General features: G+C 52.2%; 13 protein-coding genes. 12 read left to right on the plus strand and 1 reads right to left on the minus strand.

Annotated features, from left to right (window positions below):
* Positions 1-27 precede the first annotated feature (27 nt).
* The 4 genes from G4C92_RS08135 (at position 28) to G4C92_RS08150 (ending at position 4,396) form a co-directional block, all read left to right on the plus strand.
* A complete protein-coding gene (locus G4C92_RS08135; RefSeq protein WP_330654856.1) occupies positions 28-810 on the plus strand; it encodes a recombinase family protein in 783 nt (260 codons plus the stop codon).
* A 678-nt stretch (positions 811-1,488) separates the two neighbouring features.
* On the plus strand, positions 1,489-2,946 hold the full coding sequence (locus G4C92_RS08140; protein ID WP_274939367.1) for a peptidoglycan-binding domain-containing protein: 1,458 nt from the start codon (positions 1,489-1,491) through the stop codon (positions 2,944-2,946).
* A gap of 879 nt (positions 2,947-3,825) precedes the next feature.
* The gene (locus G4C92_RS08145) at positions 3,826-4,092 is read left to right on the plus strand and encodes a DUF4160 domain-containing protein (protein WP_274939368.1); all 267 of its coding nucleotides are present in this window, start codon (positions 3,826-3,828) and stop codon (positions 4,090-4,092) included.
* A 10-nt stretch (positions 4,093-4,102) separates the two neighbouring features.
* Positions 4,103-4,396, plus strand: a complete 294-nt coding sequence (locus tag G4C92_RS08150) for a DUF2442 domain-containing protein (RefSeq protein WP_274939369.1) — start codon at positions 4,103-4,105, stop codon at positions 4,394-4,396.
* 329 nt (positions 4,397-4,725) lie between these two features.
* Here the strand turns inward: G4C92_RS08150 and G4C92_RS08155 are convergent, their stop codons facing one another.
* Positions 4,726-5,124, minus strand: coding sequence for a DNA polymerase Y family protein (locus G4C92_RS08155; RefSeq protein WP_274939370.1), 399 nt, complete (start codon positions 5,122-5,124; stop codon positions 4,726-4,728).
* Between the two features lie 362 nt (positions 5,125-5,486).
* Here G4C92_RS08155 and G4C92_RS08160 point away from each other — a divergent pair, with 362 nt between their 5' ends.
* The 8 genes from G4C92_RS08160 (at position 5,487) to G4C92_RS08195 (ending at position 15,330) form a co-directional block, all read left to right on the plus strand.
* Positions 5,487-5,861 carry an MATE family efflux transporter gene (locus G4C92_RS08160; RefSeq protein ID WP_274939371.1) on the plus strand — a complete coding sequence of 125 codons (375 nt, stop codon included), beginning with the start codon at positions 5,487-5,489 and terminating at the stop codon, positions 5,859-5,861.
* Positions 5,862-6,228: 367 nt separating this feature from the next.
* The gene (locus G4C92_RS08165) at positions 6,229-7,251 is read left to right on the plus strand and encodes a hypothetical protein (protein ID WP_274939372.1); all 1,023 of its coding nucleotides are present in this window, start codon (positions 6,229-6,231) and stop codon (positions 7,249-7,251) included.
* A 290-nt stretch (positions 7,252-7,541) separates the two neighbouring features.
* Positions 7,542-9,032 carry a hypothetical protein gene (locus G4C92_RS08170; RefSeq protein WP_274939373.1) on the plus strand — a complete coding sequence of 497 codons (1,491 nt, stop codon included), beginning with the start codon at positions 7,542-7,544 and terminating at the stop codon, positions 9,030-9,032.
* Positions 9,033-9,175: 143 nt separating this feature from the next.
* Complete coding sequence (gene essC / locus G4C92_RS08175) at positions 9,176-13,783, plus strand: type VII secretion protein EssC (protein WP_274939374.1); 4,608 nt, start codon at positions 9,176-9,178, stop codon at positions 13,781-13,783.
* A 1-nt stretch (position 13,784) separates the two neighbouring features.
* The gene (locus tag G4C92_RS08180; RefSeq protein ID WP_274939375.1) at positions 13,785-14,054 is read left to right on the plus strand and encodes an EsaB/YukD family protein; all 270 of its coding nucleotides are present in this window, start codon (positions 13,785-13,787) and stop codon (positions 14,052-14,054) included.
* Positions 14,055-14,147: 93 nt separating this feature from the next.
* Positions 14,148-14,654, plus strand: a complete 507-nt coding sequence (locus tag G4C92_RS08185; protein ID WP_274939376.1) for a hypothetical protein — start codon at positions 14,148-14,150, stop codon at positions 14,652-14,654.
* 2 nt (positions 14,655-14,656) lie between these two features.
* On the plus strand, positions 14,657-14,980 hold the full coding sequence (locus G4C92_RS08190; RefSeq protein WP_274939377.1) for a hypothetical protein: 324 nt from the start codon (positions 14,657-14,659) through the stop codon (positions 14,978-14,980).
* A 53-nt stretch (positions 14,981-15,033) separates the two neighbouring features.
* Positions 15,034-15,330, plus strand: coding sequence for a WXG100 family type VII secretion target (locus G4C92_RS08195; RefSeq protein WP_274939378.1), 297 nt, complete (start codon positions 15,034-15,036; stop codon positions 15,328-15,330).
* Positions 15,331-15,336: the final 6 nt, after the last annotated feature.

Below are 15,336 nucleotides of genomic sequence, written 5' to 3' on the forward strand. Positions count from 1 at the left end.
GTCTAACGGTCGTTATTTTTGATCATAGTGAAGATGCAAATGAGGACTTACGGTTATTGCAGGGTCTCCACGCAGAAGCAGAATATCCAGCGGCAGATCGACAACATCAAGACGCGGTATCCGCTTGCTGAGGTCATCACAGAGGAATACACCGGGACCAGTATGAACCGGCCGGAATGGAATAAGCTGTATAAGACGGTCCTCCGGGAATCTGCCGGAGGCGAGGATGTGACGATTGTATTTGACGAAGTGTCCAGAATGAGCCGGGACGCAGAGGAAGGGTTCCGGCTCTATCAGGAATTGTACGATCGTGGCATCCGGCTTGTCTTCCTGAAGGAGCCGTATATCGATACGGACACCTATCGCAGTGCAACCGAGCAGAATGCAGTCAGCATGACCGGCACGGACGTGGATATTATCCTTGATGCGATCAACCGGTATCAGATGCGGCTGGCGGAAGCGCAGATCAAGCTTGCCTTTGAAGCTGCCCAGAAGGAAGTTGACTACCTGCATCAGCGGACATCCGAAGGAGTGCGCAGGGCGCAGAGGGATGGAAGGCGTGTCGGCACACAGCGCGGTGACCGGCTTACCGTGAAGAAGGCGGAGCCGATCAAGCAGCTGATTCTGAGAACGATCCAGAAGCATCCGGAAGGTCTGACAGACAAGGAAGTGATGGCTCTGCTGGCGGTGGAAACGGTGGAGATCACGCTTCCGGGCGGAAGAAAGGAGCAGGTCTCTGCCAGGCTGTCGAGGAATACGTATTACAAGTATAAGGCGGAGTTGAAAGGTGAGGGACTGCTCGCAATGTGAGGATTCATCCTCAAAATGGTGGATCCGGATGAATTGATCATTTGACAAAAAACGGCCAGTTCGCTATATTAAAGATACAAGAGGGCACTACCGATAGACGGTTAGCCCGTAATGCTATTGCGATGACCGCCTTAGTTTTCCGGACTGGGGGCGGTCATTCTTTTGTGTTTTTATTGTTATCTCGGCATCCGAGCTGGTATCCGAAACTGAAGCAGGTCATGCCGAAGCACACCACTGCTATAAAGTCCATCACCGTCATAGCCAAGCCCTCCTCTTTCAGATTTCCGTTGCCGGATTTCTATGTCATCGGAGGGTCACAGTCCCTCCGTAGAGGGCTAACCGCCTACCATCTTGGTAGCACCTATATCGTCATTTTAACATAATGTCTGGTATATCACCAGACTACATCTGTCCTTTCCGAATTATGCACCATCTCCAACGCCCCCGCTAATTGCAAGACAAAAACGCATTGCGAATCAAGTTGAGATTTGCGTTGCCTGAATGAAATGATTGCATTATTGACATGTTGACCTTGACACATACGGATACTGATGGTGAAATTGATTAAGAAATGCATGATGCGAGTTATAAAAACAGCACATTATGCAATATTTTGGATAGATCTGATTTGCATTATTAAGCATATTGCTGAAATTATTGCGGAGGGAGGAAAATGTGATGAAGAAAAAAGCAGTCATGGCAGTGCTGCTGGCAGCGTCGCTTTCATTTGCAGCTCCTGTGATGGGAGATATCAGAAGTGACATCAGTAAGGCAGAGGGGGTTTTGGGAATCGATCATTCCAGTGAAACGACGATAAAACGAATAGAAGCGTTGGAAAAGGAACTGGGAATCAGTACTTCTGCTGGAGAAACGATAGAAGAACGAATAAAAGCGATTGACAAGCAGATTGGTATTGCTGATTCTGACGTTACTTCTTCGTCAACGGCGTCATTGGCAGAATCTGTGGCGGAAAGTTCAAATCGCTCTACATGGGATCGTCCTTCAGATGATGTTGTAGTGAAACTGCTGTCTTCGATTGATAACATTACGTCGGCAAAAGCCGTGACAGAAACGACAGATTTGAATCATCTTCTCAATAAAGAAGGTGGTTATATCGGGTGCGTGTATTTTCATGATAAACGAGTTACTTCAGTATCAGATGACCCGCTTATAGCCGGAACGGATGGAGGCGGAGCAGTTGAGATTTTTCCCTCACAGGAGGACGCAAATCAGAGAGATGAATATTTGCTAGCTTATAATTCGCCTAGCCTAACTGGTTCTCATAAGGTAGTCGGAACATGTGTGGTACGGATTTCAGGTAAACTCAGCTCTTCCGAGCAGGCGGAAATGACGGATGAGATCGAGAAGCTGCTTCCATTGGATGAATCACAATCGTCTGATTCGACGGGCAGCGACACTTCATCTGATGCCGCAGTGGCATCTGAGGTGCAGACAACAAACGAAGCTATGACATCTGCACAGACGACCAGTCAAACTAGTACACAGTCTTCAGGCACGGCAGTAGGAACAGGAATTAGTATGGCTGGAGCAAGTGAACTGGAACTATATAATCAGGATGGCTTTAAGATTACATGCCTGGGATTCACTAAAGATGCTGATATGGGGATGGCAGATGTCCTGAAGATAAGAGTCCAGAATCTGACACAGCATAACGTTGATATATACAGTGATAACGTTAATGTAAATGGACAGAGTATGTTCATGGCAGCACTTTCTTTGAATGTTTCGTCGGGAAAGACTGCCACCGGGGATTGCTACTTTATGAAATCTGAATTGAAAAATGCAGGAATTGAAAATATCACTGATATCACACTGAACATTTCTGCAGTCAACCAGGACGATGATTATATGAGCCAGCTTTTCTCTACAGGCCCGATTAGTCTATCCATTGACAAGGATGGAAATGTTGTTAATCGGCAGGTATATCGTGATGCAGCGACTATTCAGGAAGTGCAGACGTTGCTGAATGCAGCCGGTTATGATTGTGGTACGCCGGATGGAGTAGCAGGAAAGAAGACAAACAGCATGATCCTTCAGTATGAGAAGGATCACAACCTGACGGAAAATACGGATATTACAGACGAACTTCTTCAGGCGCTTCGGTCAAACAGCTAAATACGAGAGTGGATTGTGCTGTGGTTAATAAGTGTCCGTTCCTACATCGTTCCTACAAATGCGCCTTTTTGCGAACCTTTGGTTTTGCCTGATTTCCGGTATTCAGCCCCGAAAAAGCCTTATTTTAAAGGGAAAATCGGATACCGTGTCATACTACGGGATACCACGTGAATCTCCCGGGATATGATTCGGGACGCAGAGGGTCGAAAGGTCCGGTGGACCTTTCGACGGTTCGAATCCAGTCGCAAATCGATCGCCGCAGGGCGTTCGATTTTTTAATTTATCCGAATGAAACGCCCCGGCGGTCTTTGGAAGACCCGAGGCAGGACGCAGAGGGTCGAAAGGTCCGGTGGACCTTTCGACGGTTCGAATCCGGTCGCAAATCGATCGCCGCAGGGCGGTCGATTTTTTAATTTATCCGAACGAATCGCTCCGGCGGTCTTTGTAAGGCCCGAAGCGGGACGCAGAGGGTCGAATCCGGTCGCAAATCGATCGCCGCAGGTTCGTAGGAAAATCACATGAGGCCAGAGTTGGCCAAGGGAACATTGCTTGCCAGTTCGCGAGGTGACCAATATTTTGAGCAAAAGCAAAAGATTTTATACGGGTTTCTGGATGCTCAGTTCATCTCCGAAGGGCCTCGTATCGGCAGATCATATCGGTAAATACATCAATGATTGTGTCTAACCCTCCGCGATTAGCATATTGGGAGAAGAATAGACGAGGCGATTCCTTCTGGAAAAGGCCAGGTAGAGCATGGAGCCGAAATCATTCAGAAATTGGCGTCTGAACTGACATTGAGTAAGGAGATTGTTTGTGTTAATCTCATGATAGGGATGGTCGGGAATCCATGCTCAGTTTTCTTGAAAGGGATAATAACATATGCCGGAATTAAGCCGTTTTGGCGGGATGGTGATTTACATGCTGTTTTGTGATACAGAGCAGCACAATAAGCCGCACGTTCATGTGTATTACGGTGAATATGAAGCCGCAATCGCGATTGACGGGGAACTGTTAGCGGGCTCTATTCCGCGCAAGCAGTTGAAGATCGTGACCGGATGGCTGGCATTTCATGAGGAAGAAGCATATGCGGCATGGAATCTTGCCGTCAAAGGCGAACATTTCAATAAAATTCCGCCGATGAAATGAGGTGAATGATATGTATATAAAGGATGGAATATGTTATGCAGGCGAATTGAAAGAAGGGATTAAGGTCACAGACGCAAAACCACTCAGAGGCGGTATGATGCTGGTTACGTTTTCAACGGGGGAACAGCGTTTATTTGATACCACGCTTTTACAGGGAACAGCATTTGAACCGCTTAAAGATGAAAAAATATTCAGTAATCCGGTGATTTTCCACGGTGTGATCACATGGGATAATGGAGAAATTGATATAGCGCCGGAAACAGTGTATAAAGAAAGCTATGCATATAACAAGGAAGCGGTGTGAATGACCTTGTCCGGCGTTTGCAAACGCGAATGCACTGAGTTCGCATTTGAGCTGGATGCATTACGGACAAATGATGACGATTATTCTTCCTCCCGCCCCGCGCCTCTGCGCACAATATCCGCCCCGTACTTTTTCCGGACGTTCTCCAGCATAGCGTCGAGGGCAGCCTCCTTCTTCCTTCCGGAAGGCCTGCTGCTTCCGCTCCGCTTCCAGCGAACGCCCGTAGTCGAAGAGATTCAGCTGGCGGTACTCGCCGTGATCCAGACGGGTTGCGGAGACGCCGATCAGACGGACCCGGACGCCTTTGGCGAAGAGCCCGTCGGGACCTGTCAGAAAGTCACGGGCGCGCCGTCCCGCCCGGTCCTGTGCGTCACGTCGAGGAACGCCTCGTCGATGGAGAGCTGCTCCAGATACGGCGAGACCTCTCTCAGCATTGCCATCAGGCGGCGGGAGACGTCCCGGTAGGTGGAAAATTCAGACGGTACCAGAAGAAGGCGGGGGCATTTCTTCAGCGCGGTCATGACCGCCTCGCCCGTATGCACGCCGAAGGTCTTCGCGGGGATGGATTTGGCGAGAATGACGCCGTGGCGCGTCTCGACATCGCCGCAGACGGCGGCCGGGATCTGTCGGAGATCGACGGATCCCGGGTCGTCACGCAGCCGCCTGACCGCGGTCCAGGAGAGGAACGCGGAGTTGACGTCGACATGAAACAGAATCCGTTCGTCCATGTTCCTCCTTTCCTGTCGGGCTGCCGGCTGCATGTCCCGCATGAAGTTTCGGTTATCCGGCAAGGTGCTCTTTTCTGGGGCGGAACCGTTTCTGCATCAGCTTTTTCGTCAGACGGCTCAGCAGGGTGATCATGAGGAGGATCACGAAGGCCATCGGGAAGATCAGCATCACCCATGGAGAAGACCAGAGCGCGCTGATGTCATAGAAGCCGGGGAAGATGATCAGACCCAGAACGAACGCTCCGACACAGATTCCGAAGACGCCCCGCCGGTACCAGTTGAAGGGCCATGAAACCTGAAGCTATCATTTCGGCGCAGGCCACAGCGATGAGCTGCACAGTATTTTTAAGAAGACGATACGGATGATGCTCATTGTATCTGCGGCACTCACTGCAGCGTCCGAACTGTCTGCCGTCTTCCTGGTGAGGATCTTCGTGGGCTATGACCCGGGACTGATGGAGCTGACCGTGTATAGCTTCAGGATCTATTCGATCGCCTTCCTGTTCATGGGCTTCAATATTTTGGGATCAGGATTCTTTACGGCACTGAATAACGGTGCTGTGTCGGCATTCCTGTCTGTTGCGCGATCCATCGGATTTCAGCTGACAGCGATCTACCTGCTTCCGTACCTGTTCGGCACAAAGGGTCTCTGGATGGTGGTTGTTGTCTCTGACGGCCTCTGCCTGATCCTCACGATTGCGATGTGGATGCGCTACCGGAAAGTGGATCACGATTGAATGCAGTTACGAAGCCGGACGCCTCGGATATCCGCTGTATCGCCAGTTTATAAAAGCCGGTGTCAATTGCGCCATCCTTGCGCCTGCAGCTGCATTATGTTAAAAAAGAACACTATTCCCCGCATTCGACAACCGCGAGCATCTATTTCTGGGCGATTTCCGCCGGAAAAGCTGAAAAAAGGGTTCAGATATGATGAAATATATGAAAGTAATATAAATATTTTTGCCGACAAACGTGTTGCGCGATTTTTCAGTAAATCGTATTCTGATATGAGAAAGCGATTGCGGAGAAAGGCTTATGGATCGATGCAGAACCTGCTGTCAGCCAGATACAGCGGCCGGAAGATCAAAAAGAAGAATGTCAGTCATGGCTGTCATCATCGCAATAGCAGCGTTCGCTGCAGGAGGTCCGGTGAAGGTGATGGCGGAAACGAACGATTCAAAAATCGTTGTGCTGCAGAATCCGGATGACCTTTCGCTTCTCTGGGATGACTTACTGTCCGTGGAAGTGGCGGATGGTCAGATTCTGACTGCGCAGAATATTTACAGCGGATATAACGGCGATTCAGAGGAGTTCTGCTGCTTTTATAAGAACACGTCCACTGAATATGTATCGGTCGATGACAGCATTGTTTTTTCGGATTCAGATGGAAATCCCATCAGCATTGATGAAAAGGTCATGTATAACGGCAGCAGTCAGATGCATTCCGGTTATTTTGTCAATGGCGGGTTTTATGTCCATGAGATGCTGGCTCCCGGGAACATGGCCGCCATCGCAGTTCCCATTGAGGGCACGACGATCGGAAATGTCAGACATTCGCTGACAGCAAACAGAACAGGAACCTCATCCGGGAACTGGTCTTCCGTCTCGATCGGGAAATATTTTAATGAGCACGGAGCTTTTCTGGAAGTTGCGAACGGTGAAGGCTTCCCGATTTCCGTCTGGGTGTCGGGCGTCATTCTGGATGGATCAGGCAATGTTCTGGGGAGCGTCAACGGAGAATATTATGACGGTCTGAAGCCGGGAGAGACGAGCGGAATTAAGCTGCTTTCGATGGATGCGGCGGGGAATGTCACTCCGGAACGTTATCCGGATGCAGAACAGATTTTGTGTTTTGTTAATATCGGAGAGAGCGCTTCTTCGGATATCGATGAGGCGGCGGTTACTGTTTCTGATGCCGGACTGTCTGTCATGGATCATGCTTATGAAGCTACGGTGACGAATGAGTCGCCTGCAGATATCGTAGCCGCAGGAACGGCCACTTTTTATGATAAGGCCGGAAATATTATCGACGTCGCTGAGAAGGATCAGTACGTGAATGCAGGGAAAGCTGGTACATGCAATGCCCGCTGTCGGACAGCATTGAGATTGACGAAATCGGCCGCATAGAATTTCAGACTTATCTGAACAGACTGTAAAAGGATACAGTCCGGACTGAACCCTCCGTTTCACGGGTGGCGGCGGACGAAACGAATGAAGAACACCGGAGACGGCTTTCATAAGCTGTTTCCGGTTTTTTGCTGTCTTACAGCACGGTGCCGTGGCAGGCAGAAGAAGTATGTGTATTTTTACTGATGGACTATATATTTTATGAGCCATGTTTACTATAATGATCACAGGTAAGTCCGGAATGACTGTGGATCATTCGTTATGTTTACCTTGAGGGGAGGCAAAGCATTATGAAAAAAAGGTCCATCTGCATTTTCCTTGCAGGAATGATTTCTCTTTATTCAGAAGCAGGCATCAGCGCACCGGTATGGGCGGAGCCCGGTATAACAGCGGAAGCAGCAGGAACGGAAGATGCGGATGTTCTGGATGAGACGACAATAACGTCTGACGGTGATACGCTTGAAGATGCTGTGGATTCGCAGACAGAGGCTCTTGTCAGGTCATTGGCGGATCAGTTCAGCCAGCTGGCAGGAGAAATCACTTCATATGACGCATATACGGCCAACGTTGATAAGGTGAAGGCATTTTATGACACGGTTGTAACAGAAACCAGCCATGTCTTACTGATGATGCGTAAAGACAGCCTTGCATATGCGCGGGCGTTGATGGCGTCCGGCGAAAGCAGCGATGAGATCTATGAAGACCTGGATGATATAAACGACTACGTTTATGAAGACGGGTGCGAAGATCTTTCGGATGCGGTCTATGATCAGTTATTTGAAGACATATCGGATGCTTTTTATGACGGGGTCCTGGAGGATTCCGATGCGGCTCCGGATGTGGCTTCCTGGTCCGATGTTCATTCCTCTGAATTTAATATGTGGTCACATGCCCGCAGTGATGTATACGACGCGATATCAGACTGCAGCTCAGACATATTTGACTTCACTCATCATGTAGAGCGGGATCTTTCCAATGATGATCCTGATAAGGCTTCAGAAAGAATAAACGGATTTGCAGCGGACACGCAGGAACTTGAAGACAGGCTGAACGGCACGTCTGACATTTCTGCGCCGGTGGAAGCACTGGAGCCGTCCGCTGTGACGGATGACTATCATACACTGGGAAAGGCGGCCTCTTCACAGGAGAAGGCACTGGTTTCCGATCTGACGGCCCGCAGCAGGAAGCTGACGGATGCAATCACTTCATATGCTGAGTATGCCGCGAATGCCGGCAAGGTCGAAGAATTTTATGACTATGTGCTGGCTGAGACGCAGAAAACCATCATCTTAATGTATGAAGACAGCTATAACTATGCGGATGCGCTGCTTCATTCAGGCAAAAACAGAGACGATATCTATAACAATTTGGATTATATCGTTGAATATGTTCACAACGGCGGCTGTGGGGATATGGAAAGGGATATCTGTGACGGTCTGCTGGATGATATGATGGGCGCCTTCTTTGATGGCGTGTTAAGTGATATGAGCCATATTACGGACTTTGATTCCTGCGAGAAAACGGTTTCCCATGAATTTGACATGGTCTCCGGCTGCCGGTCCGATGTGAGCAAAGCGATCTACGACTGCGAATCCGACATTTTTGAGTTTGCCGGGGCTCTGGAAAGAGCAGTATTCGATGAAAATATGGATCAGGCAGGGAACAGGGCCGAGGAGCTTCATAAAAAGATAGAGAAATTAAAGGCCGGACTGAATGGAGGCAAAGAAGAAAGCACTGATCCGGGAGCGGAATCGGGACTGTCCCAGGGCCAATGGTTGTAGTATTACATAATATATTCGATTTATTTGCAATATATGATATAATTTTCCACATATAAGTTTACTTACTGTAAATAAAGTATGAATAAAATTAACGGCTCTGGCGGTGCTTCAGGGAATAGGATTTACACAGAAAAGAGGACGTCATGACATATGCGGTTTCCCTTCGGTATCACAACAGGGAGTACTATACATTGCTGGACTGCCCGGGGGAAGTTTCTTTCGGAACGCATAAGTCAGACGATGTGCAGATTGCGGGCTCGGCGGATCATCTGCTCCAGATCACGGCAAGGGCGGGAGACGACCAGGTGACGGTCGCAGGGAAGAAGCCGATGACGTTTGTACAGGCTTCCGTCATGCTCAATGAAATCGCCTATCTGCAGTCGCTTCCGGAGGATCCGGGAAACGGCGGAGGCGGTCCGGCTTCTTCCGAGCTTTATGTTTCACGCGTGGCCGGGCGTTCCTCCAGAAAAGTGAGCCTTCCCTTTAACGGACGCATAACATGCGGGCGCAGCCAGAGCTGCGATATCGTCCTTACCTATCCGATCGTTTCCGGCCATCATTTCCAGATCCTGTGCGAACAGGGAAAGATTCATGTCGAGGATACCAACAGCACCAACCATCTTTACCTCAACGGGAAGAGAATTTCCAAGTCGGTCATGAAAAACGGGGACGTGCTGTCCATCTATACCTTCCGCTTTATTCTCGAGAACGGAACACTTTACTTCGAAAATATGGGGCCGGCGCTTCATATTGCGCCCTCGCTGCTGACGCCGGTCAATCTGCTGGATCCGGTTTCCGTGGAACAGAAGGAGACAGCGGGAACGGTGAAAGAGGGATTCCCGAAGGTCCTTCAGTACCGCCTGTCCCCGCGCATCCGGGAAACGATGCCTTCGGAAACCATCGTCCTTTCCAGTCCGCCGGCGTCCGCGACAGCCATGGGGCGGCAGAGCATGAACTGGATGTATCTGCTCGGCAGCGGCGCCATGATGGCGACCTCGCTGGCAAGCGGCGCCTTCAATCCGTTTTCTCTTCTGTATATGCTTTCGCCGGTCGGAAGCATCATTGCGTCCAAAAAGATGACGAAAGAGCAGAAGGCGCAGATGGAAGAGTACATGAAGGTGCGCGAGGAAACGTACCAGACCTACATCGAGGGGCAGAAGGCGAGAATCGGGAAAATAGCGGATATCCAGAGGCAGATCACACTGCAGGAAAATCCCGGGCCGGAGGCCTGCATCGATACGGTCATGAATCTCAGGCGCAATCTGTGGGAGCGGATGCCTGAGGACAATGACTTTCTGACCCTGCGCCTCGGACTGGGGCGCGACAGACTGTGTGTGAACGTGCGCGCCCGCTCCGATCCGGACGGCTACGAGATGCCTCAGGATGATGACCTGGAGGGACTGACCGCTGCCATCATTGAGGAGACACGCTATGTGGATCATATCCCGGTCCGCCTGCCGCTCCGCCAGTGCCAGACCATCGGGCTTCTGGGCCGGAAAGAAGACGAATACTATGAGCTTCGCGGCATGCTGGTGGAACTGACTACTGCCCACAGCGCAAATGATGTCAAGCTGGTGTGTCTGTTCCGTGAGGAAGCGAAAAAACACTGGCAGCAGATCCGCTGGCTTCCGCACATATGGGATGAAAGCGGACAGGTGCGCTTTATCGCCTTTGACCGCAGACGGATTCACACGGTCTGCGAACTGCTGGAGGATATCATCCGCAAGAGGCAGCCGAAGACAGAAGAGACGGACAGCAGCCGTCAGGTGAAGCCGCCGCTTCCGCACTATGTCGTGGTTGTGGATGATCCGGCCATCCTGCGCAATGAACTCATCTTCGACGCCCTGACCGGGAACAATCCGGCGCTGGGAATCACGACGGTCTTTCTGGCGGAGGATGAGTATGATCTGCCGCAGAAATGCCAGTATCTGGTCGATCTGCGCAGCCGCCCGTGCGTTTTTGCAAGAGAAGAATTTGACAGGCGGCTCTATTTCGAGCAGGATCCGCCGGTTCACCGGCCGCAGATGGAACAGTTTTCCCGCCGCATGGCGGCGGTGGAGCTGAAAGGCAGTCTGTCCGAGGCGGAAGTGCCCGCGGCAGTGACCTTCCTTCAGGGTTACGGAGTGCGGACAGTGGAGGAGCTGAATGTACGGGAGAGATGGGAACGCAGTGAACCGTACCGCACGCTGGCCGCGCCCCTCGGCGTGATGAAAGGGGGAAAGATTTTTTTCCTGGATGTCCGGAGCGGCGAAAATTCGCACGGGCCCCACGGGCTTCTGGCCGGGACGACAGGATCCGGGAAGAGCGAACTGCTGCAGTCCTGGATTCTTTCCATGGCAGTCAACTATCACCCGTATGATGTGAATTTTGTCGTGATCGACTATAAGGGCGGCGGCATGTCAGACCTGATGGAACCGCTTCCGCACGTGGTAGGCAAGATCACGAATATCGACCGGAATATCGGCCGTTCGCTGGTGGCGCTGAAAAGCGAGCTGAAGCGGCGCCAGAAGCTGTTTGCCGAAGCCGGGGTCAACAATATTGACAAGTACCAGCGTGCGTACAAGAGCGGACTGGCAAAAGTGAGGCTGCCGCATCTGATCCTTGTGACGGACGAGTTCGCCGAGCTGAAAAAGGAAGAACCGGATTTCATGAAGGAGCTCAACTCCGTGGCGACCATCGGCCGTTCTCTGGGCATCCATATGCTGCTGGCGACGCAGAAGCCGGCCGGCGTGGTGAACGACCAGATCAGTGCCAATTCCCGTTTCCGGATCTGCATGAAGGTGCAGGACGTGGCCGACAGCCGGGAGATGCTCAAACGCACGGATGCCGCCCGGATCACACAGGCAGGACGGGCTTATATCCGCGTCGGCGAAGATGAACTTTTTGAACTGTTCCAGTCCTTTTACAGCGCGGCTGAATACACCGGGCAGACGCAGCACGGAATCCGGGGGGAGAATCAGGTAAAGATCGTCGGTGTGACCGGCGAGCGCATCGCGCCGGTCAGGAAAGCGAAAAAAGCCTCCGGCACTGTGGATGAACTGACGGCCGTGATCCGGTATATCAATCAGGTATGCAGTAAGATGGGGATCAGGAAGATGGCCGGACCGTGGCTGCCGGAGCTGCCGGCTCTGATCCCCCTTGCCGGGGTGCTGGGAAAAAACGTTTTCGACGGCATCCGCTGGCCGGAGCACGAAGAGGTTCTGCGCATTCCGGTCGGGCGGTTTGATATTCCCGCACAGCAGATGCAGGGCACGCAGTTCATCGATTTTACCCGGACCGGACATTTTGCCGTATACGGCTCCCCCGGTTCAGGGAAAACCACGTTCCTGAAGACCGTGATCATGTCGCTGGCCATGCATCATTCGCCGGATGAGGTGAAGATGGAAATCATCGACGCCGGAAACTGGAGCCTGAGTGAGTTTGCAGGTATGCCGCACGTGCTGCAGGTCACACTGAATCAGGAAGAAAAGAAGATGGCGGCCTTCATGCAGCGGCTGAAGCACGAAATGGAGGCGCGCAGAAAAGCATTTCTGGCTCACGCGGTGAACTCGCTGAAAGCGTATCACGAGACGGTATCGGCTGCGCTGCCGGCGCTGTTCATTTTCATCGATCAGATCGGCCCTCTGTTCGAACAATATGCGGAACTGGAGACGCTGCTGACGCAGGTGGCTGGCAGCGGAGCTCCCTATGGCATCCACCTCATGTTTACCGCCACTTCGTCCATGGGAATCCGTTTCAGGTTCCAGCAGCTGATCAAGGGATGCATTACGCTTCAGATGGCGGACAAGGCGGACTATTCGACGCTTGTGGGACCTGTCGCGGGCATCAGTCTTCCCAACTGCCCGGGCCGGGCACTGTTCAGAGGAAACCCGCCGGTCGCTTTCCATACGGCGATGTACGCACGGGGAGAAGAGGAGAAGGAACGGCACGAAGAGGTTCTCAGGACCTGCGAAAAGATGGGAGAGGCCTGGGCCGCTCTTCATCAGCAGCCCGGCATGGAGGAAAACGGGGCAACCCGTGCGCCGCAGCATGACGAAGGGGCGGATCAGAAGAGTCCGTCGTCTGAAAAAGACACGGCATCCGCCGGCGCTCCGCGGACCGCAGAGGCAAGCGTGAGCCGCACACAGCTGACGCTCGGAATCAGAGCGGATGATCTGGAACCGGCCATTCTGGACCTTTCACGGCACTATCTGCTGCTGATCTCCGCGGAGTCGGGCGAAGCCTGCCGGGACGCTCTGGGACAGATCCGTGCAAGGCTCGCTCTGCGCTCCGACAACGAAATGGTGGATCTTACGCCGGAGAATGCTTCCGGCAAGCTGGCTTCGATCGTGAACGTCCTCAACGACCGGATGAAGAATAAAAAGCAGCACAGCCGGGAGAAGGACTTCAGCGAGCCGAGGTGGCTGGAAGGTTTCCTCAATGAATGCATTCTGATTGAGGATCTGCCTGCTCTCGCGTCAGCGCTGTCTCTGGAGGACCAGAAAACGCTGCGGAGAATCCTGCTGAAAAGCGGCGGTCTCGGCGTCGTCATCATCGTCACAGGCGTACGGAAAGACCTCGGGACAGACGCGCCGGATCTGGCAACGGATGCGGCCATCAAGGCGCAGCAGGCGCTGATTCTTTCCGGAAATCTGTATGATTATCATTTCCTGCACGTTCAGGAGGATGACGCAGGCGCCGGGGCGCAGCTTTTCGAGGGGGAAATGGCTCTGATCAGAGACGGAAGCGTGCTGCTTCTCCGGGAGGCGTGAGATGAGGGATTTTGTCATCGTGACCGTGGCGGATACAGACTCGAATTTTGATTATGATATGGAACTTCCGGTTGATGTTCCCTTTGCCTCGCTGAAAAAGGATATTCTCGAGGTGGTAAGGGCGTATGATCCGAAACGGGTAAAAATCGGTCCGCCGCTGGAACTTTACTGCATGCGGCTGAAACGGACCATGGCGGATCAGGAGACACCGGCGGAAGCCGGGATCTGGAGCGGTGATTTTCTTGTTATGAACGGAAGAAAAACCGGATAAACAGGCACGGCCGGGAGTGTCCGCTTTGACGACAGACACAGGAGAACAGCGGACGCCCTGAGTAACACATTCAGAATCCGGAGGGGGATGAAGATGAATGAAATCAGACTGACGCCGATGGAGCTTTATTTTCTCGGCAAAATGATGCATGCCCGATATATCGAGTATGCGTACATCGCGGCCATGCCGGACATCGGGAAACGGTATGCGCTGCATGAGCAGGAGACTCTGGAAAGCCTGGAGGCGAAGGGGTACATAGAAACCGATTTCAGCGGCGATGCCGAGGTAAGCCGTGAAGTCGCGGCTTTCCTGCAGCCGGTCTTTTTTTCGGAAACGGAAACCAGACTGGAAGCGGACGGACGGCAGTATATTTTTCATCCGGAGAAAGACCGCATCATCATGGCGGACCTGCAGCCGGGCGAGCTCCGGATGAAGCAGATGAGCGACCATGATCTGCGGCAGCTGCTCAGAGGCAGCCGCGTCACGGTCCTGAGCGCCCATGTCCGGAAAGGATACAGTCATACGTCGTACGAAGCATCTTCACTGAAAGAACAGAGAATCCAGGATGAAATCATCCGGAAACTGAAAGGAGAACAGTAACCATGGGAGCGATTCTGACAGATGCGAACGGAACGGTCATGATCAACCGGGACGCAGCCAATTCCGATATTTCCCGGATTGACTCGGCGATGACCGTGTTGAAGCAGTCCCAGGAAGCGGTTACGAAACTGCGCTCCGGCGCATCCCTGATGCAGGGACAGACCGCCAGTGCCATCGACAGCCAGTGCCAGAGGCTGGAAAAACAGATCAGTTCGCTGCTGGCCAATCTGACAGCGACCAAGCAGCTCATTTCACAGACCGTACAGAAGTACGAGGAGATGGATGCACAGCTGGCGCGGAATATCAGCAGCGGCAGCGGAATGTGACAGGTGCGGAGGCAGGCGCGGCGCAGATCCGCCGGGAGAGGAGCAGGGAAAAGATGTCAAGAATACGGATTGATTTTGACGGATTAGAGCAGACCATCACCAGGATGAACGGAAACATCGAAACATTTGAAGGCCTCAACAGCAGTCTGAAATCCATGACGGAAGGAATAAAGGGCGGATGGGAGGGGCAGGCCGCACAGGCCTTTGCGTCCATGATGGGAAAATATGAGTCGCAGGCGGGGGAAATGACCAGCGTTCTGGAAGCGTTCAAACAGTATGCCGGTGGAGTGAGATCGGAATTTATGTCACTGGATGCGGAATGCGCGAAAATGATCCGCAATGCGTTCTGAGCACAG

This window comes from Chordicoccus furentiruminis (assembly GCF_019355395.1).
GTDB classification, from domain to species: domain Bacteria; phylum Bacillota; class Clostridia; order Lachnospirales; family Lachnospiraceae; genus Chordicoccus; species Chordicoccus furentiruminis.

Excerpts from the sequence above, each read along its gene's own strand:
- G4C92_RS08140 (WP_274939367.1), top strand. The coding sequence starts at position 1,489 with ATGAAGAAAAAAGCAGTCATGGCAGTGCTGCTGGCAGCGTCGCTTTCA.
- G4C92_RS08145 (WP_274939368.1), top strand. The coding sequence starts at position 3,826 with ATGCCGGAATTAAGCCGTTTTGGCGGGATGGTGATTTACATGCTGTTT.
- G4C92_RS08150 (WP_274939369.1), top strand. The coding sequence starts at position 4,103 with ATGTATATAAAGGATGGAATATGTTATGCAGGCGAATTGAAAGAAGGG.
- G4C92_RS08155 (WP_274939370.1), bottom strand. The coding sequence starts at position 5,124 with ATGGACGAACGGATTCTGTTTCATGTCGACGTCAACTCCGCGTTCCTC.
- G4C92_RS08160 (WP_274939371.1), top strand. The coding sequence starts at position 5,487 with ATGATGCTCATTGTATCTGCGGCACTCACTGCAGCGTCCGAACTGTCT.
- G4C92_RS08165 (WP_274939372.1), top strand. The coding sequence starts at position 6,229 with ATGGCTGTCATCATCGCAATAGCAGCGTTCGCTGCAGGAGGTCCGGTG.
- G4C92_RS08170 (WP_274939373.1), top strand. The coding sequence starts at position 7,542 with ATGAAAAAAAGGTCCATCTGCATTTTCCTTGCAGGAATGATTTCTCTT.
- essC (WP_274939374.1), top strand. The coding sequence starts at position 9,176 with ATGACATATGCGGTTTCCCTTCGGTATCACAACAGGGAGTACTATACA.
- G4C92_RS08180 (WP_274939375.1), top strand. The coding sequence starts at position 13,785 with ATGAGGGATTTTGTCATCGTGACCGTGGCGGATACAGACTCGAATTTT.
- G4C92_RS08185 (WP_274939376.1), top strand. The coding sequence starts at position 14,148 with ATGAATGAAATCAGACTGACGCCGATGGAGCTTTATTTTCTCGGCAAA.
- G4C92_RS08190 (WP_274939377.1), top strand. The coding sequence starts at position 14,657 with ATGGGAGCGATTCTGACAGATGCGAACGGAACGGTCATGATCAACCGG.
- G4C92_RS08195 (WP_274939378.1), top strand. The coding sequence starts at position 15,034 with ATGTCAAGAATACGGATTGATTTTGACGGATTAGAGCAGACCATCACC.